The sequence below is a fragment of the Bradyrhizobium sp. GW821-FHT13H06 genome, from assembly GCF_058803975.1.
In genome coordinates this window covers 240,357-262,517 of the sequence record NZ_JBXAPN010000009.1, presented here as the reverse complement: position 1 = coordinate 262,517, position 22,161 = coordinate 240,357, and the positions used below count along the sequence as shown (strand labels likewise).

The window sequence follows — 22,161 nt, the reverse complement described above, 5'->3', positions numbered from 1 at the left end:
TTCTCGCTCCGTGCCCCGGACGCAGCGCAGCGCGTCGCCCTTGCGACGTGGTGCGCTGCTGAGCCGGGGCCCATGGCGCGGCATCGCACGGTGCGGTCTTCTGGATCCCGGCTCTGCGCAGCAACGCAAGAGCGTTGCAGCGCGTCCGGGGCACGAGGCAGCGAACTTACTCGCTCCTACTGCCGCCGCGGCGGCGCCGCCGTCGGCTTCGGCGGCTCGGGCGGCGGCGGGGCGGGCTGCGATGAGTTGCTGGCGCCGAACAGCACGCGGGTCGGGTTGCGGTCGAAATTGTTCACGGCGCGGCTGATGTCGCCGAGGGTGCGGCGGCCGTCGGCCATCAGCGCGCCGGAGCGCTTGTCGAAGTCGTCGGCCAGCTCGCGGATCGACTTCACCGCCTGGAACAGCTCGCCGCCGTCCTTGCCGCCGGCGAGCGTGTTGAGGCCGAGCATGAGACTGTCGGCCTTGAGCATGACGCCGTCGACCTTGGCCATCACGGCGTCGATCTTCTCGGAATTGCGCGCCAGCGAGTTGGTGAAGGTCTCGAGGTTCTTGAGCGAGTTCTTCACCGATTCCTGATTGTCGGCGACGATCTTGTTGATGTTCTGCAGGGTGCCGCGGATCGCCTCGGTGACGTCCTGAAGCTTGTTGGGATCGGCGGTGAGCGTCGGGATGCCGTCCTGGTCGAGCGGCGGTGGGGCCGCGGCCTCGTCGCCGCCCTTGAGCGAGATCGCGGCGACCCCGGTGAGGCCCTGGAATTCGAGGCCGACCAGGGTGTCCTTGCGGATCGGGGCGTTGTTCTCGATCATGGCGAGTGCGACAACCCGCCGCGGGTTGTCCAGCTTCACCGAGACCACCTCGCCCACCCTGATACCGTTGAAGTTGACACTGCCGCCGTTGCGCAGCCCCGCTGCGGGCCCTTCGAACACGACGCGCAGAGGGCTGCGCTGCTTGGTGGTGTGCAGCGACTGGAACCACAGCACGAAGCCGATCGCCGCGGCGATCACCGCCAGCGTGAACGAGCCGATCAATACGTAATTCGCCCGCGTTTCCATCAGGTGCTCCGGCTACTCGACCCAGCTATTCAACCCATGACCGCGCGGGCGCGCTTGCCATGAAAATACTGCCTCAGCCAGGGATGCTGCGAGGCCTGCATGTCGGCGATCGACCCTGCCGCAATGATCTTACCGTTCCCTAAAACGGCGATGCGGTCGCATGCGGTGTAAAGGCTGTCGAGATCGTGGGTTACCATGAAAACCGTCAGCCCCAAAGTGCGCTGGAGGGTCCTGACCAGCTCGTCGAAATCGCCGGCGCCGATCGGGTCGAGACCCGAGGTCGGCTCGTCCAGGAAGACGAGGTCCGGATCGAGCGACAATGCGCGCGCCAGAGCCACGCGCTTGATCATTCCGCCGGAGAGCTCGGACGGGAAACGCTCGGCGACTTCGGGCTTGAGCCCGACCATCGTGAGCTTGGCCATGGTGATCTCGTCCATCAGCCGCTGCGAGACGCGCAAATATTCGCGCATCGGAAACTGGATGTTCTGCCCGACGGTGAGCGAGGAGAACAGCGCACCCTGCTGGAACAGCACGCCCCAGCGCCGCTCGACGTTGCGCCGCTGCGACGTGCTGGAGGAATCGAGGTCGACGCCGAACACCTCGATCGAGCCGGCAATTTTCGGCACCAGACCGATGATCGTGCGCGTCAACACGGATTTGCCCGCACCCGATGGGCCGACAAATCCCAAAATCTCGCCGCGCTTGACGTCGAGATTGAGCCCGTCGAGCACGCGCGTCGTGCCGAACTGCACGGTGATGTCGCGGACGCGGATGATGGGATCCTGAATCTCGCCTGCCATCGTCACATCCCGATCGAGGCGAAGAAGATGGCGAACACGCCGTCCATGACGATGACGAAGAAGATGCCCTTCACCACCGATGCGGTGGTGTGCTGACCCAGCGATTCCGCGCTGCCCTGCACGGCGAGCCCTTCGACGCAGGCGACGATGCCGATCACCGCGGCCATGACGGGCGCCTTCACCATGCCGACGATGAAATGATCGATCGAGATGGCGTCGCGCAGGCGCAGCAGGAAGGCCTCGGGCTCGACGCCGCCATAGAGCCAGGCAACCAGACCGCCGCCATAGAGCGCGGCCATCGCGCCGAGGAAAGCAAGGACCGGCAGCGCCAGCACCAGCGCCAGCATGCGCGGCAGCACCAAGACCTCGATCGGATCGAAGCCCATGGTGCGCAGCGCGTCGATCTCCTCGCGCATCTTCATCGAGCCGAGCTCGGCGGTGTAGGCGCTGCCGGAGCGGCCCGCCACCATGATCGCGACCAGCAGCACGCCGATCTCACGCAGCACCAGGACGCCCAGCATGTCGACGACGAAGATGTCGGCGCCGAAGCGGCGGAAATGGAAGATGCCTTGTTGCGCGATGATGCAGCCGATCAGGAAGGTGATGAGCACGATGATCGGCACCGCGCGCCAGCAGACCTGCTCCATGTGGTGCACGGTCGAGGTCAGGCGGAACGAGCGCGGGTGGATCAATACGCGAATCCCCGCCGCGAGCACCGCGCCGAGCATGTCGACGAGGCCTGTCACGGTCCCGGCCACACCGGCCACGGTCCGGCCGATCTGCTCCAGCATGCCGGAGATGGTGATCGTGCTGCTGTCGTCCACCTGGGTCGCCCGCACCCGCCGCACCTCGTCCACGAGGCTGGAATAATTGGCGGAGAGGCCCGCGATCTGCGCCTCGACAGCGCCCTGGGTCAGGCTGCGGCGCAGCCGCTCGATCAGCCAGGCGCCGAAGGTGTCGAGCTTGGCGACCTCGGAGACGTCGATGAAGATGCTTTGCGGGGTGCCTGCGAGCTTCTCGGCGTCAGCCACCATCCGCTCCAGGACCGGCGCGAAGCTCGCGGTCCAGGTCCCGGTAGCGCAAAGTGCCAGCGCGTTGCCCTTGGCAATCCGTTCGAGCTTCGGATCGCTGCTCAAGATATCCGCTCCCGTATCGGGGCGGAGAAAATCAGATTGTTGCGCACGCGCCCTTACCCAGAGAAGGTATCCCCAAGTGGTTAATGTTAGTTGATAGAGGTAACTAGCCGGTTCAGATTTCGCCAGAGTTCAAAATGACTTCCTTGAAATTTGCAGCCTTGGCGGCGCGAATCGAGCGCTTCCCGATCGCAGGCAGCTTCACCATCAGCCGAGGGGCCAAGACCGAGGCCGTGACCGTCGTGGCGGAGGTAAGCCGGGACGGCCTGACCGGCCGCGGCGAGTGCGTGCCCTATCCCCGCTACGGCGAGACGCCCGAGGCGACGCTGGCCGCCATTCAGGCCATGCAGCAGGCCCTCGCGGGCGGGCTCACCCGGCAGGCCCTCCAGGCCGCCATGCCCCCCGGTGCGGCCCGCAACGCCCTGGATTGCGCCCTGATTGACCTCGAGGCCAAGGCGGCGGGCCTGCGGGCCTGGAACCTGCTCGGCCGCCCGACGCCCGGAGAGCGCATCACCGCCTACACGATTTCGTTAGCGGCCCCCGAGGCCATGGCCGCGGCGACCGCCAAGGCGGCGCACCGGCCGCTGCTCAAGATCAAGCTCGGCGGCGACGGCGATCCGGAGCGGATCGCGGCGGTGCGCAAGGCCGCCCCCGAATCCGAGCTGATCGTCGACGCCAACGAGGCATGGACCGAGGCCGATCTGGAGCACAACCTCGCCGCCTGCGCCGCGGCCGGCGTCACGCTGGTGGAGCAGCCGCTGCCGGCAAGCAAGGACGAGGCGCTGGCGCGGATCAGGCGGCCGCTCGCGGTCTGCGCCGACGAGAGCGTGCATGACCGCTCCTCGCTCGCACCCCTGCGCGAGCGCTACGATGCCGTGAACATCAAGCTCGACAAGACCGGCGGCCTCACCGAGGCGCTTGCCATGGCCGATGCCGCACGGGCGCTCGGCTTCGAGATCATGATCGGCTGCATGGTCGCGACCTCACTGTCGATGGCGCCGGCGATGCTGATCACCCCGCAGGCGCGCTTCGTCGATCTCGACGGACCGCTGCTGCTGGCGCGCGACCGTGACCACGGCCTGCGTTACGACGGCAGTCTGGTTTATCCGCCGGATTCTTCGCTGTGGGGATGAGCCGTGAGGCGGTGCCGCGCTGACCAGATCACGAGCGCACCGGCGGCCGCCATCGCGGCCATCACGTAATACAGGCCGTCACCGATGCGGGCGTAGATCGCGCCCGACGCGATCGAGGTCGCAGCCCCCAGGAGGCCGTTGCACGCGGCGTAGTAGCCCTGCCCGCGCGCGATCTGGTGCTGCGGCACACGCCGCACCAGGAGACTCATGGTGCCGAGGATGGTCATGCCGAAGCTGAAGCCGTGGCCGAGCTGCACGACCGCGAGCAGTGCCAGCGGCGGCTCGCTCGCGGTGACGACCCAGCGCACGGCGGCGCTGAGCCCCCCGATCGCCATCATCGTGGACGGATGCAGCGAGAAGCGCGGCGACAGCGCGAACACGACGATCTCGGCGATCACGCCCAGCGTCCACAGGCCGGCGATGGTCAATCCACTGATGCCATGGAGCTGCCAGTTGATGGCCGAGAAGGTGTAATAGGCGACGTGGCTGCCCTGGATCAGCGCGGCCGCGGCGATGATCGCCCAGAAGCCGGCATCGCGCAGCAGCGCCGTGCCGGCATGCCGCTCCGTCGTCCTGTGCCTGACATCGTCGAGCGGCTGAAGCAGCAAGCTAGCGAGCACCGCAACGACCGCCCAGGCCACGATGACCCAGATCAGATCGCGCGCCGCGATGACGTCGACGAGATAGCCGCAGGCGAGCGAGCCCGCGGCAAAGGCCGCCGAGCCCCATAGCCGCAGGGGTCCGTAGTCGAGCCCGTAGCGGGCGACACCGCGCAGCGCATAGGCATCGGTGAGCGGCATCGTCGGTGTCCACATCATGCAGGTCAGCGCATAGATCAGGAACAATGCCAGCGGCTGCTGCTGTAGTCCGAGCGCCGTGAAGCCGACCGCGGTCGCCAGCACCGACACCATCATGGCAGCGCGAATGGCATGCCGCTTCTCGGCAAGCGCGGTGACCTGGGGCAGTGTTGTGAAGCGCGTGATCGCCGGCAGCGCGTTGATGAGCCCGATCCAGGCCGCGTCGATGCCGATCGCCTTCAGCCAGACCGGAAAGAACGGCAGATGCGTGCCCGAGACCGCGAAGATGGCCGAATAGAACAGGGCGATGCTCACGGCGAATCGCCGCTTGCTGGCTGCAGCGATGGGGATTTGTGAGTCGGGCGCCATCAAACCAATTGCGATTCGGTCGATATCGTGGTGATCGTTACAGTAACGCGCGGTGATTTGCGCGACGAGATTGTCATGGCCAACGAAGCATTCGCCCTCTCGCCCATGTCTGCCCGCGCGGCCGAGCCGAACGAGCAGGATTACGACGCGATCCGCGAAGCCTTCATGGAGACCGCGCGCGGCCGCTGGTTCCTCGGCGAATACGCCAAGCGCAACCGCAATGCCGACACAAGCATGGTCCTGGATGCGGTCGCCAGGATCGAAGAAACCCTTGCGGCGCAGCGGCAACCCGTCGTCGAGGACCGCCTGCCCGAAGCGCTGGTCGAGATCCGCCGCGCCATCCGCGAGGCCGAGACGATCGCGATCGCGGCGGTCGATCCCGCGGCGATCGAGGCCAGCCTCGCGCCGATCCCGCGCGGGGTGCGCATCATCAAGGAGATCTCCTGGCGCTGGCGCGAGATCGGCGCCGACGGGCGAATCTGCGACCTCATTGATTCGCAGCTCGCCTCGATCGAGGCCGCCTGCGGACAGATTTCGACCATCGCCCCCCGCGTCGAGCTCAAAGCCGCCTTCGATCTGCTGAGGGATCGGGTCGAGCAGCTTGACGGCGGCGCTACGCCGCAGGCCGCGCCCGCCGAGACGGCCAGCGAAGCCCCCGTGGCTTTGACGGACACGCCGCAGGACATCGCAGCAACTCCCGAGCCCGAAGCAGCCGCTGAGAAGGCCGGCACCACCGAAGCGCTCGCCATGGCCGAGCAGGCTGTCGACGCTGCCGCCGCGCCGGCGATGGTTGCCGAAAGCGACATCGCGTCCGACCAGGTCGCAGTCGAAGACGTCGCTCTCGAGGAGCCGATCGCCGAACCAGCCGCCTTCGCGGAGGCCGCCGATGCGTTCCCGCCCGATGCCGCCGCGGAAGCCGAGGACGAAGCCATACTCGAGGCCATCGCGCTGGAGATGGCCGCGCCCGATCCGGAGTTCGACGAGATCGTCGAGCCGGTCGAGCTGGCCGCGCCGATGCCGGAACCGATGGCCCCGGACGTCGCAGCGCCCGTTGCCGCCGAGCTTCCGGAGCCGATCGCATCCGAGCCGGTCCTCGCGGAAGAGCCCGCCGCGGACGCACCGATCGCAATGGACTCGCTCGCGCGCCTCACCGACGCCATTGCCGAAGCCGCCGCCGAGGTGATGGAGCAGCAGGCCCCGGCCATGGCAGCCACGGCAACGTTCGCCGCAGCGTCGACCGCGACGCTGCCTATGCCATCGCCCTTGTCCACGTCCTCACCCGAGCCCTCGCTCGGCGCCACCATCCTCGCCAGCGGCATCCTGCAAAAGCCGCGCGCGCCGGCCAACGACCCGCTCGCCCCGATCCGCCGCATGACCCAGGCCGAGAAGATCGCGTTCTTCTCGTAAGCGGGAAGGTCTTCCACGCCATTCACTCTCGTGTCCCGGACAAGCGAAGCGCAGATCCGGGACCCAGAAGCCATGCATTCAACTGCAACATGGGCCCCGGCTCTGCAGCGCACCGCTGAACCGGACGATGCCTTGCATCGCCGGGGAAGCGCTGCGCTGCGTCCGGGGCACGAGGCGAGCATTGAGGCGCGCGCTCTCTCCGCGCTGCGCTCGCAATGACGTGCTGAGGCAGCGAGCGTCGCTCTGTCGCCGTCATCCTGAGGTGCGAGGCGTACGATGCGCAGCATCGTGCGGCGAGCCTCGAAGGATAGACGGCCCCGATGCAACCGGGCCGTCGCCCTTCGAGGCTTGCTCAGCGGCGCGATGCGCCGCTGAGCGCGCACCTCAGGGTGACGGTGATGGAACGGAGAAACGCATCAGTGTATGTAAACCCATCAGACGCTGGTCCTCACACCATGCCCTCCACCGAAGACACCCTCACTCTCTGGCGGCCCGTCGGTCCAAAGGAGCTGGAGTTGATCCAGCAATCCGGCATGCGCGCGTTCCCGCCGCGCCTGCCGGACCAGCCGATCTTCTATCCGGTTCTGACCGAGGACTACGCCATCAAGATCGCGCGTGACTGGAACGTGCCGGCGAGCGGCGCAGGCTTCGTCACTCGCTTTGCGGTCAAGCGCAGCTTCATCGAGAAATACGACGTGCAGGAAGCCGGCGGACGGTCGCATCTGGAGTACTGGATTCCGGCCGAGGACCTCGACGCGTTCAATGCCGCAATCGTCGGCCTGATCGAGGTCGTCCGCAGCTTTCCCTAACGCCGCGCGATCAGCGGCCGCTCACCCGCAATTCCAGATCGGCCCGATCGGTGTTCGCGTCCAGCACGGGCCGAAGCTGCCGCCATTGTAGCGGCCGCCGTTGAAGCCTGGCCGGCCGAAATAGTGCCACTCGCCATCCCAGCGGTAATATTGCGGAACCGGGTCGATGTACCAATGGCGCCGGTCGTTGCGCGCAAGGCGCCGCATCGCGTCCTTCTGCTTGTAGAGCGGAATGCTGTTGCTCAGCGGCTGCCGATAGCCCGGCAGGAAGCCGTAACCCTTCCAGACCGGCTTGGGACGCTTCTGCACGGGCTCAGCGAGCGCAACAGCCGGCAGCAGCGACAGGATGACAGCAACGAATAGACACACGAGGCGGGACATGCATCGACCATAGACGCTCGCCTGCTGGAAGGCCATTCAAATTCGAGTGCTGGATGAATGGATCCATGCGCAGGATCATCGCACAAGATGATCGCATTCGGCTTACAGCAAGCGGTGCCTCGATCGAACGCGGCTCCGTTAGCCGATCACGCCCTTGCGGAGCAGGAAGCAGCCATAGCCTCTGCTGTCGCCGACCTGCACGACGCCAAAGCCTGCCGCCGCCGCACGATAGAAATCCGCCCGTGACAGCTTGCCGGGAGTGACGGGGCGGCCGGCGGCGCGCGCGATCTCCGCCAGCACCGCATGCTGCACCTCGGGCACGCGGTCGGGATCGTCGACCGGCATCATCACGCGCACCGGATCGGGATCGAAATCGTCGAGCGGATAGACCGACATGATGGCGCGGATGGCAGTCTCCATGCTCATGCCCGGCAGCTGGATCAGGCGCCGCGACGTCGTGCTCTGCGCGATGCGGGTGGCGGGGTGATTGGCATCGACGAAGACGAGGTCGTCGCCATGGCCCATGGAGGCGAGCAGCCAGAGAAGGTCGGGCGTCAGGATCGGATCGATCGATTTCAGCATGTGGCGAACTATCCTCCCAATCGATCGCTAACCATAGCAGGTTCCAAGCGTGATTCAGATCACGTACGCGGCCCTGATGATAGGAATCACGGACCACAGGCTCGAACGCGGCCAAGCTTGCTCGCAACCAATCTCGCATCGAGATGAGTGCCAAAGGAGCACGCCATGTTCCGCTTAAAGCCTTTCCTGATGACGGCGAGCCTGCTGGGAAGCCTGTTCGGCTTTGCCTGCGGGCCGGTTTCCGCGCAAGTCGCCCCGGTCGCACCCGCCCCCACCGCGCTGCAAGGCCCCGAGCAGCGGGTGGCGCTGGTGATCGGCAATGCGAACTACCAGAACGCGCCGCAGCTTGCGAACCCCGACGATGACGCGCAATCGATGGCGCAGTTCCTGAACTCCGCCGGCTTCGAGGTCGTCGCAGCGACCGATTTGACCCAGAACGACATGCTCCGTGTCGTCCAGGACTTTTCCGCCAAGGTCGCCTCGCGCGGTCCCAACACGGTGGCGATGGTCTATTACGCCGGTCACGGCGTGCAGCTCGCCGGCGAGAACTATCTCGTTCCCGTCGACGCCAAGGTCTCCAGCCCGACCGAGCTCGTCAACAATTCGGTGCGCCTCGTCGACGTGATGTCGACGCTGGAGACGATCCCGAGCCGCATGCGCATCGTCATTCTCGATGCCTGCCGCAACAACCCGTTCCCCGAGGTCAACGATGCCGGCCGCGGCCTTGCCATCGTCGATGCGCCGAACGGATCGATCGTCGGCTACTCGACTGCGCCGGGCGCCGAGGCGCTCGACGGCACGGGCGGTCACAGCCCCTATACCCAGGCGTTCCTGAACGTCGCGCGCGAGCCCAACGTGCCGATCGAGCAGCTGTTCAAGCGCGTGCGCCTGCAGGTCAACCAGACCACGAGCGGCGCGCAGATCCCGTGGGAGAGCTCCTCGCTGACGTCCGACTTCACCTTCTTCGGCGACACCGCGGTGGCCGCCAACCGCGCGCCGGTGAAGGCGCCTGTCGTGCAGCTGGCCTCCAACCTGCCGAGCCGTTCGACACGCCAGGCCTATGACTACGTCGTGTCCGAGGACCGTCCGGAATACTATCAGGAGTTCATCCAGATGTATCCGCACGATCCGCTGTGCGACCACGTCCGCTGGCTGCTCAAGAACCTCCTGATCTCGCAGGCCTGGCACAAGGCGGTGCTCGCGAACTCGCCGCTTGCCTACAAGAGCTTCTACGACAGCTACGGCAACAGCCCCTATGCACAGGTCGCGCTGAAGCTGCAGGCGCAGCCGAAGCAGATCCCCCTGATGCAGGCGACCAAGTTCCTGGCGCCGCAGACCATTGCGCCGATCCTCAAGATCGGCAATCTCGGCCAGCCCAAGTACTTGCCGCTGATGCAGCAGGGTCATGGTGGGTCGCAGACGGGCGGCAACCTGCCGGCCCTGCAGAAGCCGGTCGACGGCAACGTCCTCGGCAAGCTCGGCAATGGCGGCCACATCGTCAACCTGCCCTCGGGCAACAACCAGCCGAACGGCACGCCGTCGCAGACCCCGGGCAAGATCGTCACCCTGCCTGCGCCGAGCAACACGAGCAAGAGCAACGGCGGCATCGGCAAGATCGTGACGCTGCCTGCGACCAACCCCAAGCCGGGCGTCGGCAACGGCACCCCGGGCAAGGTCGTGAGCATGCCGGTGAATGTCGGCAAGGGCGGATCGAAGATCGATGCGAAGCCGATCAATGTTCAGACGCAGAACCGCCCGATCCGCATCACCAACGGCAACACCGGCATCGTGGAGCCCAACGGCAACCCGGTGAACAAGGTGCAGGTCCTAAACAATCGTCCGCAGTTCAATGCGATGCCGAACCGCATGGTCAACAGCAACGACAACTTCCGGCAGTCGATGAACCAGGCGCCGAACATGAACGGCGGCGGCAACCGTCGCGGCGGCTTCATGCGCTGATCGCACGAACGAAGAAGGTGCGCTCCCTCCCCCGCTTGCGGGCAGGGCAATCACATATGGTGCGCACGGTGCGGCGGCATCGGCACTAGGCTCCCTCCCCCGCTTGCGGGGGAGGGTTGGGGAGAGGGTCTCTCCACAACGGGACAATCCCCAAGAGGAAAAAGCCCTCACCCGGCACTACGTGCCGACCTCTCCCGCAAGCGGGAGAGGTTGTACCGAGCAAGCCGTGAATTCGAACCGCGAAATCGACAAGACGAAAGGGCAGAGCGGTGACGCTCTGCCCTTTCTTCATCTCAGCCCTTGAACGTCATCATTCCGGCATGCGCCGAAAGGCGCAGGTCCGGAATGACGGCTAGAGCGGAATGGGCTTAGGTTGAATCAGCCGGCCCGCGGGCTCGGTGCACCTCTCCCGCTTGCGGGAGAGGTCGGCGCAACGCGCCGGGTGAGGGCTCTCACCTCTTGGGGGCTCTCGATTGCGGAGCTACCCTCTCCCCAACGCTCCCCCGCAAACGGGGGAGGGAGCGCACCTCCGTCGTTGCGGCATCAGAACCTGATCTCATCGTACTCTAGGCCACCAGTTCGGCGAACAGATCGGCATCGACATTGCCGCCGGAGAGCACGATGACGACGTTCTTCCCAGCGACGTCGAGACGCCCCGCGAGCAGCGCGGCGAGGCCGACGGCGCCGCCGGGCTCCACCACCAGCTTGAGCTCGCGATAGGCGAACGCGACGGCCGCACCGACTTCCTTGTCCGAGGCAGTGACGCCGCGCGCGAGCAGCTTGCTGTTGATCGCGAACGTCATCTCGCCGGGCATCAAGGCCATCAGCGCATCGCAGATGGTGCGCCCCGCCGGTGCATGCGGCTCGCGGTGGCCGGCGGTCAGCGAAATGCCGTGATCGTCGAATGCCTCCGGCTCGGCCACCACGATCTCGGCCAGCGGATAGCGCGCCTTCACCGCCGTCGCGACGCCCGCGATCAGGCCGCCGCCTGAGGCCGGCGCCACCACGATGTCAGGGGCGAGACCGAGGCTCGCCATGTCCTCGGCGATCTCGCGGCCGGCGGTGCCCTGCCCCGCGATCACGAAGGGATCGTCATAGGGCTTGACCAGCGTCGCGCCGCGCTTCTCGGCGATGCCCCGCGAGATCGCCTCGCGGTCGTCCTTGTCGCGATCGTACAGCACGACCTCCGCCCCGTAGGATTTGGTGCGCTCGCGCTTCGACAGCGGCGCATCCGCCGGCATCACGATGGTGGCCTGCATGTCGAGGATCTTTGCCGCGGCTGCCACGCCCTGGGCATGGTTGCCCGAGGAGAACGCAACCACGCCACCGGCGCGCTTGTCCTGCGGGATCGAGAACACCTTGTTGAAGGCGCCGCGGAACTTGAACGAGCCGGTGCGCTGGAGCATCTCCGGCTTCAAGAACACTTTCGCGCCGACGCGCTCGTTGAGCACAGGGAAGGACAACAGCGGGGTGCGGATGGCATAAGGCGCGATCACGCGCGCTGCGGCATCGATGTCGGCAGGGCCGACCGGGAGGAGCTGTTCGGTCATGGCGGAATGGTATCGCGGCCGACGAGGCCCCGGCAAGACACCTCCGCGCGAGGATTCCCAAAACGTTCTCGCGCGATCGAGATGGCTCTAGGCGACGAAGCGCGGCTGTTCCGTCCCGTTCCCGCCGGGCAGCACCGCACCAACCGCCCTGATGCTGTCGATAAAGACCCGCGCCGAGGCTTCCCAGGTGTAGTTGGCGGCGAACGCAACGCAGTCCTGCCGACAGACGTCCAGCGCGGCGAAGCAGGCACTGCCCAGATCGTGATCGAGCGCGCCCACCGGCGCATCGCCGATCACGTCGCGGGGGCCTTTCACCGGAAAGGCCGCCACCGGCAGCCCGCTGGCGAGCGCTTCCAGCAGGACCAGGCCGAACGTGTCGGTCTTGCTGGGGAACACGAACACGTCGGCGGCTGCGTAGATGTCCGCCAGTGCCTCGCCCTGCTTCTCGCCGAGGAAGATCGCATCGGGATAGGCCTCCTCCAGCGAGGCCCGCGCCGGGCCGTCACCGACGATGACCTTGGTGCCGGGCAGGTCGAGGTCGAGGAAAGCCTCGAGATTCTTTTCCACCGCGACCCGGCCTACCGACAGGAACACCGGTGCCGGCAGGCAAAGATCGATGGCACGGGGATGGAACAGGCCGGTATCGACCCCGCGCGGCCACAGCACGACATTGTCGAAACCGCGGTCGGTCAGTTCGCGGGCCAGCGCCGGGGTTGCTGCCATCACGGCACGGCTGGGCGCATGGAAACGGCGCAGCGCGTGCCAGATCAGCGAGCCCGGCACCGGCACGCGGGCGCGGACATATTCCGGGAATCGGGTGTGGAAGCTGGTCGTGAACGGCAGCTTGCGCTGGCGGCAATAGCGGCGGACCATCAGTCCGATCGGCCCTTCCGTCGCGATGTGGATGCTGTCCGGACGCGCTTCCTGGATCAGCCTCGCGATCCGGGCCGGGCGCGGCATGGCCAGCCGCACGTCGCGATAGCTCGGCATCGCGAAGGTGCGGAACGATTGCGGCGTCAGGAACGCGAATTCGACGTCGAGATCCTTGGCCGCGTCAGCAAGCTTGGTCAGCGTCCGAACCACACCGTTGACTTGCGGGTGCCAGGCGTCGGTCGCGACCAGGATGCGCATCAGGCGGCCCTTGTCATGCAGCTCTTGCCGCGACCTGCGGGACCGCCGCCGGCTTCTGCAGATGATCCGCCCAGGTGATGATCTCGAAATGGCCGTCGTCATGCTCGACCAGGGCGGTGCAGCTCTCGACCCAGTCGCCGCAATTCATGTAGCGGATGCCGGCCTCGTCGCGGATCACGGCGTAGTGGATGTGGCCGCAGATCACGCCGTCCGCTTCGTGGCGCCGCGCCTCGGCGGCGAGCGCCTGCTCGAACGCGCCGATATAGTTGACGGCGTTCTTGACCTTCTGCTTGGCCCATTGCGACAGCGACCAATAGGGTACACCGAACAGGCGGCGGAAGAAGTTGACGAGGCGATTCATCTGGATCGCGAAGTCGTAGGCCTTGTCGCCGAGATGGGCGAGCCAGCGCGCGTTCTGCACCACGAGATCGAAGATGTCGCCGTGGATGACCAGATAGCGCTTGCCGTCGGCGCCGGCGTGAACCGTGTTCTCGACGACGTCGATGCCGCCGAAATGCGTGCCGTAATAGTTGCGCAGGAACTCGTCGTGATTGCCGGGGATGTAGATGATCTTGGCGCCCTTGCGCGCCTTGCGCAACAGCTTCTGGACGAGGTCGTTATGCGATTGCGGCCAGTGCCAGCTCGATTTCAGCGCCCAGCCATCGACGATGTCGCCGACGAGATAGATCGTGTCGGCATCGTGGTAGCGCAGGAAGTCGAGCAGTAGATCGGCTTGAGAACCGCGGGCTCCGAGATGGACGTCGGAGATGAACAAGGTGCGAAAGCGCCGCTCCGGGCTCTCGTCACTCACAGCGTAACTTCCCATGCGCCAGCCTGTAACAATGTCCCGTGACAGGGGGATGACCGATTGAACCTTGAGGCACCTCAGCTACGAATCAAACTTCGCCTCGCCCTCCCCGCGAATATCAGTCGCATGCGACAATCAGGCGACATGGCGCCGCAGAAGGTGATCGTCATGCCCGGGCTTGTCCCGGGCATCCACGTTCTTCGTGCTGCGTGGCAAGGCGTGGATGGCCGGGACAGGCCCGGCCATGACGATGTGGGGGCTAGCGTGCCCCCAAAGCGCACCGCGGCCGCGCTGCCGCGGGCGGCCCGCGTCAGTAGAACCTGTGGAAATGATGGATCGGCCCATGGCCGTGGCCGACGCTGAAGCGGTCGGCGGCGCCGATCGCGGCGCTGATCCAGGCCTTGGCATTGCGCACGGCGTTTTCCAGATCCTCGCCTCTGGCCAGCCCCGCCGCGATCGCCGAGGACAGCGAGCAGCCGGTGCCATGGGTGTTGCGGGTGGCGATGCGCGGCGCGGCGAGCGCGATCGTGCTGTCCGCACCGACCAGATAGTCGATGCTCTCCGCGCCCTCGCCATGCCCGCCCTTGACCAGGACAGCGCGGCAGCCGAGCGCCAGCAGGCGGCGCCCCTGGCTCTCGATCTCGGCCTCGCTTGCCGCGACCGGCTCATCGAGCAGAGCCGCGGCCTCCGGCAGGTTGGGCGTGATCACGGCGGCCAGCGGTATCAGCCTGGTGCGCAGGGCGTCGACGGCTTCCGCGGCCAGCAGGCGGTCGCCGGAGGTCGCGACCATGACGGGATCGAGCACGACGTGCCGGGGCGCCCAGCGCGACAGCGCGGCGGCGATGGCATCGATGCTGGCGACCTGGGCGACCATGCCGATCTTCACCGCGCCGATTTCGAGATCGGAGAACACCGCGTCGATCTGTCCGGTGACGAACTCGGCCGGCACCGCGTGGATGCCCGTGACGCCGCGCGTGTTCTGCGCCGTCAGCGCCGTGATCACGGAGGCGCCGTAGACGCCGAGCGCGGCAAAGGTCTTCAGGTCCGCCTGGATGCCGGCGCCGCCGCTCGAATCGGAGCCGGCGATGGTGAGTGCGACCGGGGTCGTCATGACGATTTTCCGCGTTTTCGAGCCATGAGCCGTCTTAGCAAGCTCGCGCCGAACCCAGCAAGTTCGCTTGCTAAATCCGGCCGGTTTTGGCCTATTAGCCGGAAGAATACGCTCCCGGAGTGCCCGCGATGGTTCCCTTTTTCGTCCAGATCAAATGCAAACTCGGCCAGTCCTATGTGGTCGCCAACGCGCTCGCCGAAGCCGAGATCGCCTCCGAGATCTACTCCACGGCCGGCCAATACGACCTGCTGGTGAAGTTCTACGTCGACAAGGACACCGACATCGGTCACTTCGTCAACGAGAAGGTGCAGGTGCTGCCGGGCATCCAGGACACCCTCACCATCATCACCTTCAAGGCGTTCGGCGCGGGCTAGAGCATGATCCGGAAAAGTGCGAAGCGGTTTTCCGGAAAGATCATGCGCAAACAACAACCCGAAGCGCGATGACGATGCATCCAGATCCCATCGCGCTTTAGCGCTGCTGCGCTAGCTGCCCTGCTTGCGTTTCGGCGGCGTCGGCCCGTCCACCGGCGGCAGCGATTTGAGGTACTCCGCCATCGCCGCGAGATCCTGGTCCGGCAATTGCGAGGTGTTCTTGATCACGCGCGTCATCGCGCCGCCGGCGCTGTCGCCATCCGGCAATTCACCGGTCTTGAGGAAATAGGCGAGATCCTTCGCGCTCCACTCGCCGAGGCGCTTCTGGGTGATGTTCGGAACCCATCCCTCGCCTTCCGGATTCGGACCGCCGGCAAAGCGCTGGCCGGCGATGATGCCGCCCAGCGCATTGCGCGGGCTGTGGCACTCGGCGCAATGGCCGAAGCTGTTGACGAGATAGGCGCCGCGATTCCACTGCGGCGACTTGCTGGCGTCGGCGACGAAGGGCTTGCCGTCCATGAACAGGAACTTCCAGATGCCGATGTTGCGCCGGATGTCGAAGGGAAAGCTCACCTCGTGATCACGCACCTTGCCTGCAACCGCCGGCAGCGTTTTCAGATAGGCAAAGAGATCGAGCACATCCTGCCGCCTCGCGTGCTGGTAGGAGGTGTAGGGAAAGGCCGGAAAATAGTGCTGGCCCGATGGCGAGACCCCGTGCATCACCGCGTTGACGAAATCGGCGTCCGTCCATTTGCCGATGCCGTCGTTCGGATCGGGCGAGATGTTCGGTGCGTAGAACGTTCCGAACGGCGATTTGATCGCGACGCCGCCACCAAGCCTGAGACGATCAGGCTGATTGGGAACGGCATGGCAGGACGCGCAGCCGCCGGCGTTGAACATCACCTCGCCGTTGGCCAAATCGGGCGCGCGAGCCGGGATGGCGCTCGCAGCCGCCACCACCGGCGCACTGAGCCACCAGTAAAGGCCGGCAGCGGCGACCGCGACGAGCAGCGCCGCGACAATTGTTCGTTGCAACATGCGGACCCATTCACTCGTTGCGGCGAACTTACGACCGATGCGTCGCGGCTCCAGCCACGAAGAATTTAGCCCGCCCTGGCCGGAGACCGGAATAAACTGAAATGCCGGCTGTTGGAAGTTTGGCAGCCCCTTCGGGTTCAACAGGGAGAACGTCATGAACAAGTCCGTCATTGCCGTGTTCGCGCTCGGTGCCGTTGCCTTTGCAGGGTCCGCGAACGCCGAAAAGCTGAAAGCAACGCTCGACGGCAAGGCCGAGGTGCCGGCGACGACCAGCAGCGCCACGGGAACGGCCGATCTCAACTATGATGCCGCCAGCAAGAAACTGTCCTGGACCGTCACCTATTCCGGCCTGTCCGGGCCCGCCACTGCGGCGCATTTCCACGGCCCTGCCGAGGCCGGCAAGAACGCAGGCGTTGCCGTCCCGATCCCGAACGCGGCCTCGAGCCCGGTCAAGGGCGAAGCGACCCTGACCGACGCGCAGGCCGCCGATCTGCTCGGCGGCAAGTACTACATCAACATCCACACTGCAGCCAATCCGGGCGGCGAGATCCGCGGCCAGGTGACGAAGTAAGCCTCGAGGCTGCTTTGTCGGCGAAGGCCGGGCGCTGGAGGGGGCGTCCGGCCGTTTCGATTCCGGGGCGCTCAAGCTGCGTTCAGCGCCTGCGCGAGGTCGGCGATCAGGTCCGACGGGTTCTCGATGCCGATCGACAGCCGGATCGTGGAATCGAGGACGCCGATCTTGCGGCGGATGTCGGCGGGGACGCCGGAATGGGTCATGGTTGCGGGCAGGCTCGCAAGCGATTCCGTTCCGCCGAGGCTCACCGCCAGCTTGAGGATCTGCAGCGCATTGAGGAACTTGACCGCCGCCTCCTTGCCGCCTTCGATGTCGAAGGAGAAGGTGGATCCGGCGCCGAGACACTGCCTCGCGAACGCGCGCCCGGCCGGCGAGTCCTCCTCGTGATGACCGAGGTAATGAACCTTGGCGACTTTCGGATGATCGCGCAGGAAGTCCGCCACGAGGCGCGCATTGTCGTTGGCCTTCTCCATCCGCAGGCTCAGCGTCTCCAGCGAGCGGTTGATCATCCAGCAGGAATGCGGATCGAGCTGGGTCCCGATGGCGCCGCGCAAGGCCTTGATGCCTTTCATGATCGCCTTCGAGCCGAGCGCGGCGCCCGCGATCAGGTCGGAATGACCGCCGACATATTTGGTCAGCGAGTACAGCGACAGGTCCGCGCCATGCTCGATCGGCCGCTGAAACACCGGTCCGAGCAGCGTATTGTCGCAGGCGATGACCGGTGTGTGCCCCTGCGCCTTTCCGATCGCGTCGGCAATACGGCGGATCATCGCGATGTCGACCAGGCCGTTGGTCGGATTGGCCGGCGTCTCGATCAGGATCATCGACACCCGCCCCTTGCCCATGGCCTCCTCCGCGGCCTGCCTGACCGCCGTCTCGTCGATGCCGTCGGCAAAGCCGACGGCGCCGATCGACAGGCGCGCAAGCGTGTTCGTCAGCAAGGTTTCCGTCCCGCCATAGAGCGGCTGCGAGTGCAGGATGACGTCGCCGGGGCGAACGAAGGCCAGGATCGTGGTTGAGATGGCCGCCATGCCGGATGAGAACAGCGCACAACTCTCCGTGCGCTCGTAGATCGCGAGCCTGTCCTCGACGATTTCGCTGTTGGGATGATTGAAGCGCGAATAGACGAGGCCCGCGCCCATGCCTTCCGGTGGCTCGCGCCGGCCGGCGACGTAATCGAAGAAATCCTGCCCGTCCTCGGCCGTCTTGAACACGAAGGTGGACGTCAGGAACACCGGCGGCTTGATGGCGCCTTCGGACAGTTGCGGATCATAGCCATAGGTCAGCATCAAGGTTTCCGGATGCAGCATATGGTTGCCGATATGGGTCTTGGACGGAAACGGTTTTGCCATGGCCTGTCTCGCTGTTGCTTCAATTCCGCGCCGGGCGTTGGAACCTCCGGATGCCGTGAGACATCGATGCCGCATCGGCATCACCATAGATAACCTCTTTGACAGCGATCCGTCAGGCCATGCGAACGGAATTCGTGGCCGGCTCGTGGCCAGTCGCGATCAGAGGGAGCGCCAAGCGCGCGGATGGAGCGCAGGCAATCCGGGACGGCCCCATCGGCATCGACCGGCTGGCGCGGCGATCGCAGAAACCGTAGGTCGGATGAGCTCAGCGAGATATGCTTCCACCGTCCCGGGTGTCGTTGCGCTCGTCCGGGCTACGAAATTCGGGCCACGACCCGCGTCGTCACTTCAGCTTCACACGATACGTCTCGTGGCAATCGTTGCAACGGTCGTTGATCGCAGTGTAGGCGGACTTCAGGCTCGCCACGTCGGTGATCTTGCCCTTGGCGTCGGCGATCGCCTTCTGCACCGGCGGGATCTTCGAATCGAAATCGGCCTTGTTCTGCCAGATCTTTTGCGACGAGCCATAGGTCGCGTCGACCACATCCTGCTTGGGATTGACCGCGAAGGTCTTGGCGATCTTGGCAACATCGGCCTCGATGTTGGCAATGGCCTGATCGGCAGCCTTCTTGTCGAAGGGGATATCGCCTTTCGTCATCTTCTGGATGACGCCATACTGGTTCTTGGCGATCGAGCGCATCAGATTGTCCTGTTGGACGGCAATCTCCTGCTGCGCCATCACGGCGCCCGCACCCAGAAGCAGGGTGCCTGCGACAATCATCGTTCGTTTCATCGGGTATTCTTCTCCGGCTCGCAGAGTTCTTGGGAGATGGGTCACATGAATAGAACCCCGCGGCGGGCGTTTATTCCCGCCCGCGGGGAAGATCACCGTTCACAGGCTGTGGCGGCGATGGTGCTCGTTGATTGCGATCCACACCCGCTCCGGCGTTGCCGGCATGTCGATGTGGTCGATCTTGTATTCGCGCCAGAGCGCGTCGACGATGGCGTTGACGATCGCCGGGCAGGAGCCGATCGCGCCGGCCTCGCCCGCCCCCTTCACCCCCATCGGATTGGTCTTGCAGGGGATGTTGTTGGTCTCGAACACGAAGGCCGGCCCGTCCGCCGCGCGCGGCAACGCGTAGTCCATGAAGGTCGCGGTGATGAGCTGGCCGTCGGTGGCGCCATACACCACCTGCTCCATCAGCGCCTGGCCGATGCCCTGCATGGCGCCGCCATGCACCTGTCCCGCCAGCAGCAGCGGATTGAGCGTCTTGCCGAAATCGTCGACGATCACGTAGTTGACGATCTTGATGATGCCGGTGGCCGGATCGATCTCGACCTCCGCGACATGGGTGCCGTTCGGATAGGTGCCGTCGGCGCTGGCAAAGGTCGCGCTGCCGTTCAGCTTCGATGGATCGACGCCCGGCCGCTTGGCGAGATCGGCGAACGAGATCGAGCGGTCGGTGCCGGCGATGCGCACCACGCCCTCGGAGATCTCGAGGTCGCCCGCGCTGGCTTCCAGCGCCTGCGCCGCGATCTCCTTCAGCTTCTGGCCGAGCTCGCGCGTGGCGCGCTCGACGCTGACGCCGCCCGAGGGGATCGAGGCCGAGCCGCCGGTGCCGAGGCCCGTTGCGATCTCGTCGGTGTCGCCCTGGTGGATGTGGACGCGCTCGGGCGCGACGCCGAACTGCTCGGCGACGATCTGCGCATAAGCGGTCTGGTGTCCCTGCCCGCTCGATTGCGTGCCGATCAGGACGGTGACGTCGCCATTGGGATCGAGCCGCACATTGGCGGTCTCCTCGCCCATGGTGCCGCACACCTCGACATAGCTCGCAAGGCCGATGCCGCGGATCAGGCCATGCTTCTTGGCGAGCTTCGCGCGCTTGGGAAACTCCTTCCACTCGGCGATCTCCATCGCACGCTTCAGATGCGCGGCGAAGTCGCCGGAATCGTAGACCTTGCCGGTGGCAGTCTTGTAGGGCAGCGACTTCGGCTGGATGAAGTTCTTGCGACGGACCGCGTCCGGCGTCATGTCGAGTTTTCGCGCGCAGGCATCGACCAGACGCTCGATGACATAGGCCGCCTCAGGCCGTCCCGCGCCGCGATAGGCGTCGACCGGCACGCTGTTGGTGAAGATGGTGCGCACCCGGCAGTGGAACGCCTGGATGTCGTAGAGGCCCGGCAGCATGCCGGCGCCGCCATGGGGAATGTAGGGCCCGAAGGTCGACAGATACGCGCCCATGTCGCCCATCAGGTCGCAATCCATCGCCAGGAACTTGCCGTCCTCGGCCAGCGCCATCTTGGCGGTGGTGACGTTGTCGCGGCCCTGCGCGTCGCCCATGAAATGCTCGGTGCGGTCGGCCGCCCATTTCACCGTCTTCTTCAGTTTCTTGGCCGCGACCGCCATCAGGGCGTATTCGCGGTACGGGAACAGCTTCGTGCCGAAGCCGCCGCCGACGTCGGGACAAATCACCCGCATCTTCTCGGTCGGGATCTTGAGCACGTTCTGGCACAGGATGTCGCGTAGCCGGTGGCTGCCCTGGCTGCCGATGGTGAGCGTCAGGTGATCGCGCTTGGCATCGTATTCGCAGACCGCCGCGCGCGTCTCCATGAAGCTCGCGACCACGCGCGGATTGACGATCGAGATTTCGGCCACCGCATGCGCCTTGGCGAAGGCGGCTTCCGTCGCAGCCTTGTCGCCGATCGAGACGTCGAACAGCACGTTGCCGGGCTTGTCCTGCCAGACCTGGGCTGCGCCCTTCTTCACGGCGTTGACGACGCCGGTCACCGCCGGCAGCGGGCTCCATTTGACCTCGATCGCCTCGATCGCGTCGCGGGCCTGGTCGATGGTCTCGGCGACGACGAAGGCGATGGCATCGCCGACATGCCGCACCTCGTCCTTGGCGAGGATCGGGTAAGGCGGGCCGGTGAACGGATCGGTCTCGAGATTGAACAGGCACGGCAGATTGCCGAGATCCGCAACGTCCTCGGCGGTCAGGATCAGCGCGACGCCGGGCAGCCCGCGAGCCGGGCTCACGTCGATGGTGTATTTGGCATGCGCATGCGGCGAACGCAGCATCAGGCAGCGAAGCGCAGCCTGCGGCGCGTAATCGTCGGTATAGCGGCCCTTGCCGCGGATGAGCGCGTCATCCTCCTTGCGCAGCACGCTTTGGCCAACGCCGAACTTGATGGGAGCCGCCATTTTATCTTCCCGTTCTCATGGTTGTTTTGCCGGCATATTGCCGTGGAAAAAGTGGCAAGGCAAACGGGTTTCGCCATGCGCATGGGTCGCAGGCCGGGAAAAAAGCACCGCTTGCGCGTCATAGCGGAATTGAGTGAAGGCCCCCCGGGGTCAAGTCTATGTGACTTTCTAGCCCTACCTCCGTTCAATCAGGTCCCAGCGATTGCCATAGAGGTCTTCAAACACCGCGACAGTGCCGTATGACTCTCGCCGCGGTTCTTCGACAAACTTAATCCCTCGCTTACGAAATGCGTCGTAGTCGCGCTCGAAATCATCAGTCGCCAGGAACAGAAAGACGCGACCGCCGCTCTGGTTGCCGATGGCCTGCGCTTGGCCCGGGTTCGCAGCCTTTGCCAGTAGAATGCCGCTCTCGGTACTACCGGGCGGCGCTACAACAACCCAGCGCTTCTCCTCGTCGAGACGTGTGTCTTCCCGAAGCTCAAATCCCAGCCTGTCAACAAAGAAGACGATCGCCTCGTCATAGTCTCGAACGACCACCGCGGTTAGACTCAGATGCTGTCGCATGTAGGGCCGCCAAATCGTTTTCACCGACGAACTGG

21 protein-coding genes are annotated in these 22,161 nt (G+C 65.6%); 6 read left to right on the top strand and 15 right to left on the bottom strand.

From position 1 onward, the window contains the following. Window positions 1-176: 176 nt before the first annotated feature. From AC1RQP_RS31500 to AC1RQP_RS31490, 3 genes are read right to left on the bottom strand one after another with little or no spacing between them, the layout of a single operon-like run. Window positions 177-1,052 (bottom strand): MlaD family protein, encoded by an 876-nt coding sequence (locus AC1RQP_RS31500; RefSeq protein WP_492940751.1) that lies wholly within the window; start codon window positions 1,050-1,052, stop codon window positions 177-179. 29 nt (window positions 1,053-1,081) lie between these two features. Further along, entirely contained in the window at window positions 1,082-1,852 is a 771-nt protein-coding gene (locus AC1RQP_RS31495; protein WP_239625183.1) for an ABC transporter ATP-binding protein, read from the bottom strand. Window positions 1,853-1,854: 2 nt separating this feature from the next. Then, the gene (locus AC1RQP_RS31490; protein WP_492940749.1) at window positions 1,855-2,988 is read right to left on the bottom strand and encodes an MlaE family ABC transporter permease; all 1,134 of its coding nucleotides are present in this window, start codon (window positions 2,986-2,988) and stop codon (window positions 1,855-1,857) included. 134 nt (window positions 2,989-3,122) lie between these two features. Between AC1RQP_RS31490 and dgcA the strand changes: the two genes are divergently transcribed. Then, entirely contained in the window at window positions 3,123-4,118 is a 996-nt protein-coding gene (gene dgcA, locus AC1RQP_RS31485; RefSeq protein WP_492940747.1) for an N-acetyl-D-Glu racemase DgcA, read from the top strand. Here the strand turns inward: dgcA and AC1RQP_RS31480 are convergent. Then, complete coding sequence (locus AC1RQP_RS31480; RefSeq protein WP_492940745.1) at window positions 4,088-5,284, bottom strand: MFS transporter; 1,197 nt, start codon at window positions 5,282-5,284, stop codon at window positions 4,088-4,090. The genes dgcA and AC1RQP_RS31480 overlap by 31 nt on opposite strands. A 75-nt stretch (window positions 5,285-5,359) precedes the next feature. Here AC1RQP_RS31480 and AC1RQP_RS31475 point away from each other — a divergent pair, with 75 nt between their 5' ends. Together AC1RQP_RS31475 and AC1RQP_RS31470 are read left to right on the top strand one after the other, a co-directional pair. Next, on the top strand, window positions 5,360-6,691 hold the full coding sequence (locus tag AC1RQP_RS31475; RefSeq protein WP_492940743.1) for a hypothetical protein: 1,332 nt from the start codon (window positions 5,360-5,362) through the stop codon (window positions 6,689-6,691). Window positions 6,692-7,146: 455 nt separating this feature from the next. Then, window positions 7,147-7,500, top strand: a complete 354-nt coding sequence (locus AC1RQP_RS31470) for an ADP-ribosylation/crystallin J1 (protein WP_492940741.1) — start codon at window positions 7,147-7,149, stop codon at window positions 7,498-7,500. Between the two features lie 21 nt (window positions 7,501-7,521). On the opposite strand, the gene AC1RQP_RS31465 is transcribed toward AC1RQP_RS31470, so the two are convergent. Both AC1RQP_RS31465 and AC1RQP_RS31460 read right to left on the bottom strand, forming a co-directional pair. After that, complete coding sequence (locus AC1RQP_RS31465; RefSeq protein ID WP_492940739.1) at window positions 7,522-7,881, bottom strand: hypothetical protein; 360 nt, start codon at window positions 7,879-7,881, stop codon at window positions 7,522-7,524. A gap of 138 nt (window positions 7,882-8,019) precedes the next feature. After that, a complete protein-coding gene (locus tag AC1RQP_RS31460; RefSeq protein WP_492940737.1) occupies window positions 8,020-8,463 on the bottom strand; it encodes an RbsD/FucU family protein in 444 nt (147 codons plus the stop codon). A 165-nt stretch (window positions 8,464-8,628) separates the two neighbouring features. Here AC1RQP_RS31460 and AC1RQP_RS31455 point away from each other — a divergent pair, with 165 nt between their 5' ends. Continuing rightward, entirely contained in the window at window positions 8,629-10,422 is a 1,794-nt protein-coding gene (locus AC1RQP_RS31455; protein ID WP_492940735.1) for a caspase family protein, read from the top strand. Between the two features lie 566 nt (window positions 10,423-10,988). Here the strand turns inward: AC1RQP_RS31455 and AC1RQP_RS31450 are convergent. The 4 genes from AC1RQP_RS31450 to thiD form a co-directional block, all read right to left on the bottom strand. Next, entirely contained in the window at window positions 10,989-11,972 is a 984-nt protein-coding gene (locus AC1RQP_RS31450; protein WP_239625195.1) for a threonine/serine dehydratase family protein, read from the bottom strand. A gap of 87 nt (window positions 11,973-12,059) precedes the next feature. After that, window positions 12,060-13,103, bottom strand: a complete 1,044-nt coding sequence (locus AC1RQP_RS31445; RefSeq protein WP_239625197.1) for a glycosyltransferase family 4 protein — start codon at window positions 13,101-13,103, stop codon at window positions 12,060-12,062. A 13-nt stretch (window positions 13,104-13,116) separates the two neighbouring features. Continuing rightward, complete coding sequence (locus tag AC1RQP_RS31440; RefSeq protein WP_028182133.1) at window positions 13,117-13,929, bottom strand: UDP-2,3-diacylglucosamine diphosphatase; 813 nt, start codon at window positions 13,927-13,929, stop codon at window positions 13,117-13,119. Window positions 13,930-14,221: 292 nt separating this feature from the next. Then, window positions 14,222-15,022: a bifunctional hydroxymethylpyrimidine kinase/phosphomethylpyrimidine kinase gene (gene thiD, locus AC1RQP_RS31435; RefSeq protein WP_492940732.1), complete on the bottom strand. Its 801-nt coding sequence runs from the start codon at window positions 15,020-15,022 to the stop codon at window positions 14,222-14,224. A gap of 128 nt (window positions 15,023-15,150) precedes the next feature. On the opposite strand from thiD, the gene AC1RQP_RS31430 reads away from it, so the two are divergent. Further along, a complete protein-coding gene (locus tag AC1RQP_RS31430; RefSeq protein ID WP_008554991.1) occupies window positions 15,151-15,396 on the top strand; it encodes an Lrp/AsnC ligand binding domain-containing protein in 246 nt (81 codons plus the stop codon). Window positions 15,397-15,507: 111 nt separating this feature from the next. On the opposite strand, the gene AC1RQP_RS31425 is transcribed toward AC1RQP_RS31430, so the two are convergent. Continuing rightward, a complete protein-coding gene (locus tag AC1RQP_RS31425; RefSeq protein WP_492940729.1) occupies window positions 15,508-16,434 on the bottom strand; it encodes a c-type cytochrome in 927 nt (308 codons plus the stop codon). A gap of 154 nt (window positions 16,435-16,588) precedes the next feature. On the opposite strand from AC1RQP_RS31425, the gene AC1RQP_RS31420 reads away from it, so the two are divergent. Further along, the gene (locus AC1RQP_RS31420) at window positions 16,589-17,005 is read left to right on the top strand and encodes a CHRD domain-containing protein (RefSeq protein WP_028182282.1); all 417 of its coding nucleotides are present in this window, start codon (window positions 16,589-16,591) and stop codon (window positions 17,003-17,005) included. A 71-nt stretch (window positions 17,006-17,076) separates the two neighbouring features. On the opposite strand, the gene AC1RQP_RS31415 is transcribed toward AC1RQP_RS31420, so the two are convergent. From AC1RQP_RS31415 to AC1RQP_RS31400, 4 genes are all read right to left on the bottom strand, one after another. Next, on the bottom strand, window positions 17,077-18,360 hold the full coding sequence (locus AC1RQP_RS31415) for a cystathionine gamma-synthase family protein (protein ID WP_492940727.1): 1,284 nt from the start codon (window positions 18,358-18,360) through the stop codon (window positions 17,077-17,079). Window positions 18,361-18,703: 343 nt separating this feature from the next. Further along, the gene (locus AC1RQP_RS31410) at window positions 18,704-19,153 is read right to left on the bottom strand and encodes a cytochrome c (protein ID WP_239625203.1); all 450 of its coding nucleotides are present in this window, start codon (window positions 19,151-19,153) and stop codon (window positions 18,704-18,706) included. A 99-nt stretch (window positions 19,154-19,252) separates the two neighbouring features. After that, window positions 19,253-21,562: a xanthine dehydrogenase family protein molybdopterin-binding subunit gene (locus tag AC1RQP_RS31405; protein WP_492940725.1), complete on the bottom strand. Its 2,310-nt coding sequence runs from the start codon at window positions 21,560-21,562 to the stop codon at window positions 19,253-19,255. Window positions 21,563-21,736: 174 nt separating this feature from the next. Continuing rightward, window positions 21,737-22,126 carry a VOC family protein gene (locus AC1RQP_RS31400; protein ID WP_492940821.1) on the bottom strand — a complete coding sequence of 130 codons (390 nt, stop codon included), beginning with the start codon at window positions 22,124-22,126 and terminating at the stop codon, window positions 21,737-21,739. Window positions 22,127-22,161: the final 35 nt, after the last annotated feature.

Coding starts and splice junctions, on each gene's coding strand:
- AC1RQP_RS31430 (WP_008554991.1), top strand. CDS start 15,151: ATGGTTCCCTTTTTCGTCCAGATCAAATGCAAACTCGGCCAGTCCTAT.
- AC1RQP_RS31410 (WP_239625203.1), bottom strand. CDS start 19,153: ATGAAACGAACGATGATTGTCGCAGGCACCCTGCTTCTGGGTGCGGGC.
- AC1RQP_RS31400 (WP_492940821.1), bottom strand. CDS start 22,126: ATGCGACAGCATCTGAGTCTAACCGCGGTGGTCGTTCGAGACTATGAC.
- AC1RQP_RS31450 (WP_239625195.1), bottom strand. CDS start 11,972: ATGACCGAACAGCTCCTCCCGGTCGGCCCTGCCGACATCGATGCCGCA.
- AC1RQP_RS31455 (WP_492940735.1), top strand. CDS start 8,629: ATGTTCCGCTTAAAGCCTTTCCTGATGACGGCGAGCCTGCTGGGAAGC.
- AC1RQP_RS31495 (WP_239625183.1), bottom strand. CDS start 1,852: ATGGCAGGCGAGATTCAGGATCCCATCATCCGCGTCCGCGACATCACC.
- thiD (WP_492940732.1), bottom strand. CDS start 15,022: ATGACGACCCCGGTCGCACTCACCATCGCCGGCTCCGATTCGAGCGGC.
- AC1RQP_RS31405 (WP_492940725.1), bottom strand. CDS start 21,562: ATGGCGGCTCCCATCAAGTTCGGCGTTGGCCAAAGCGTGCTGCGCAAG.
- AC1RQP_RS31440 (WP_028182133.1), bottom strand. CDS start 13,929: ATGGGAAGTTACGCTGTGAGTGACGAGAGCCCGGAGCGGCGCTTTCGC.
- AC1RQP_RS31420 (WP_028182282.1), top strand. CDS start 16,589: ATGAACAAGTCCGTCATTGCCGTGTTCGCGCTCGGTGCCGTTGCCTTT.
- AC1RQP_RS31475 (WP_492940743.1), top strand. CDS start 5,360: ATGGCCAACGAAGCATTCGCCCTCTCGCCCATGTCTGCCCGCGCGGCC.
- AC1RQP_RS31445 (WP_239625197.1), bottom strand. CDS start 13,103: ATGCGCATCCTGGTCGCGACCGACGCCTGGCACCCGCAAGTCAACGGT.
- AC1RQP_RS31465 (WP_492940739.1), bottom strand. CDS start 7,881: ATGTCCCGCCTCGTGTGTCTATTCGTTGCTGTCATCCTGTCGCTGCTG.
- AC1RQP_RS31470 (WP_492940741.1), top strand. CDS start 7,147: ATGCCCTCCACCGAAGACACCCTCACTCTCTGGCGGCCCGTCGGTCCA.
- AC1RQP_RS31480 (WP_492940745.1), bottom strand. CDS start 5,284: ATGGCGCCCGACTCACAAATCCCCATCGCTGCAGCCAGCAAGCGGCGA.
- AC1RQP_RS31415 (WP_492940727.1), bottom strand. CDS start 18,360: ATGGCAAAACCGTTTCCGTCCAAGACCCATATCGGCAACCATATGCTG.
- AC1RQP_RS31500 (WP_492940751.1), bottom strand. CDS start 1,052: ATGGAAACGCGGGCGAATTACGTATTGATCGGCTCGTTCACGCTGGCG.
- AC1RQP_RS31425 (WP_492940729.1), bottom strand. CDS start 16,434: ATGTTGCAACGAACAATTGTCGCGGCGCTGCTCGTCGCGGTCGCCGCT.
- AC1RQP_RS31460 (WP_492940737.1), bottom strand. CDS start 8,463: ATGCTGAAATCGATCGATCCGATCCTGACGCCCGACCTTCTCTGGCTG.
- dgcA (WP_492940747.1), top strand. CDS start 3,123: ATGACTTCCTTGAAATTTGCAGCCTTGGCGGCGCGAATCGAGCGCTTC.